The organism is Rhodoferax sp. RT5P35 (genome assembly GCF_056521385.1).
Genome location: NZ_JBWMAX010000077.1, coordinates 1 through 1,661, shown reverse-complemented (window position 1 = coordinate 1,661; position 1,661 = coordinate 1). Strand labels below are relative to the sequence as shown.

3 protein-coding genes are annotated in these 1,661 nt (G+C 66.5%); 1 reads left to right on the top strand and 2 read right to left on the bottom strand.

Features of this window, described 5'->3' with window-relative positions:
• Positions 1 to 819, top strand: an 819-nt coding sequence (locus AC097L_RS23730; RefSeq protein WP_479589196.1) for a pseudouridine synthase, incomplete at its 5' end; no start/stop codon positions are given.
• Here the strand turns inward: AC097L_RS23730 and AC097L_RS23725 are convergent.
• Together AC097L_RS23725 and AC097L_RS23720 are read right to left on the bottom strand one after the other, a co-directional pair.
• The gene (locus AC097L_RS23725) at positions 809 to 1,075 is read right to left on the bottom strand and encodes a hypothetical protein (RefSeq protein WP_479589195.1); all 267 of its coding nucleotides are present in this window, start codon (positions 1,073 to 1,075) and stop codon (positions 809 to 811) included. The genes AC097L_RS23730 and AC097L_RS23725 overlap by 11 nt on opposite strands.
• 10 nt (positions 1,076 to 1,085) lie before the next feature.
• A partial coding sequence (locus tag AC097L_RS23720) for a LuxR C-terminal-related transcriptional regulator (RefSeq protein ID WP_479589194.1) occupies positions 1,086 to 1,661 on the bottom strand: 576 nt, incomplete at its 5' end.

The window sequence follows — 1,661 nt, the reverse complement described above, 5'->3', positions numbered from 1 at the left end:
TGGCCCACCGTCATCGACTTCTTCGCAGAGCGCTTTCCCACCGTCGAGCGCGCCGTGTGGCTGCCGCGCATGCGCGACGGCCTGGTGCTGGCCGAGCAGGCCCTGCCCGTGCCGCCCGATGCCGCCTACCGCCCGCACACCCGGCTGTACTACTACCGGCACCTCCCGGTAGAGCCGCGCATTCCGTTCGAAGCCCCCATCCTGTTCCAGGACGCGCATCTGGTGGTGGTGGACAAGCCGCATTTCCTGCCCACCCTGCCCGCGGGGCGCTTTGTGCAAGAGACGCTGCTGGTACGGCTCAAACAAAGCCTGGGGCTGGACACCCTGGCCCCGCTGCACCGGCTGGACCGCGAAACCGCCGGGGTGACACTGTTTGCCATCCATCCGCAAGAGCGGGCGGCCTACCACGCGCTGTTCAAGCAACGCGAAGTGGACAAGCACTACGAGGCGATTGCGCCTTGGCGGGGCGACCTGCCGCGTGTCTACCGCAGCCAGATCGTGCCCGGCGAGCCGTTTTTTCGGTACAAAGAGATGCCGGGCGAGCCGAACTCGGAAACCCACATCGCCGTGCTGCAGCGCCTGGGTGATTGGGCGCGCTACCAGCTGTCGCCCGTCACCGGCCGCACCCACCAGCTGCGGGTGCACATGGCGGCATTGGGCGCGCCCATACGCAACGACCGCTTCTACCCCGAGGTGGTGAATATTGCCGATGACGACTACGCCGCCCCCCTGCAGTTACTGGCCCGGTCTATCGCCTTTACCGACCCAGTCACCGGGCAGGCGCGGCAGTTTGAAAGCACCAGAGCGCTCAATGTCTAGCCGCCACCGGTTCGTTCGGGTACAGCACGATGGCGGCCATGGGCACTGCAAGTTCGCCGTCGGCACTGGCCAGCACCGGGGCACCGGCCACAGGCGGCATGGTCGGCTCTTGCGTCGCGCCGACCCGTGGGCTTAAAAACAGCGCTACCGCCACCATGGCAGCGCAAAACAGCAGCCACACCAAGGCAGAGACCCAGGGTTCGCGGCTGGACCGGCGGGGCGGCATGGGTTTGGGTTGCCCCGATGTAACGCGCATACAAATTCCTTTATTTGAAAACTGAAAATCGCAGCGATGGCATGGCCGGGGCGCGCCGCTGGCTGGCCGAGCCCAGGGCCACCATCTGGATGTCGGGAGCACCGGTGTCCACCTGGCTTTCACCCCGGGCGTGGGCGGCCAGCTTGCGGTAGATCTTTTTCACATGCACCAGCACGCCCTGCTGCTGGCTGGAGGCCAGTGCGTTGATCTGCTCCAGGCTCATGCCGCGGGCAATCCAGCGCAGAATGCCGGCCTCGCAGTCGCTCAGCGGATGGGTCGATTCGCGCAGCGGAAATGACCAGGCCGAGCCAGTGCCGGTGCCCAGCCGCAGCCGGAACCGCCCCAGCACCCGGCGCGCCATGCCGGGGCTGATGGGGGCACTGCCCTCGCGCCACAGATGGATGCTCTGCGCCAGGCATTCGGCGGCGCTGTCCTTGAACAGATAGGCGGTGGCACCGGCTTCGATGCACTGCAGCACCTGCTCGTCGTTGCCAAACTGGGTCAACACCACGATGTCGGCCTGCGGAAAATGCCGGGCCGCGTGGCAGATCACCCCCAGGGCCGACATGTCCTGCAATTGCAGATC

What these genes read in the sequence shown, in the direction of transcription:
- AC097L_RS23725 (WP_479589195.1), bottom strand. Translation starts at nt 1,075, where the DNA reads ATGCGCGTTACATCGGGGCAACCCAAACCCATGCCGCCCCGCCGGTCC.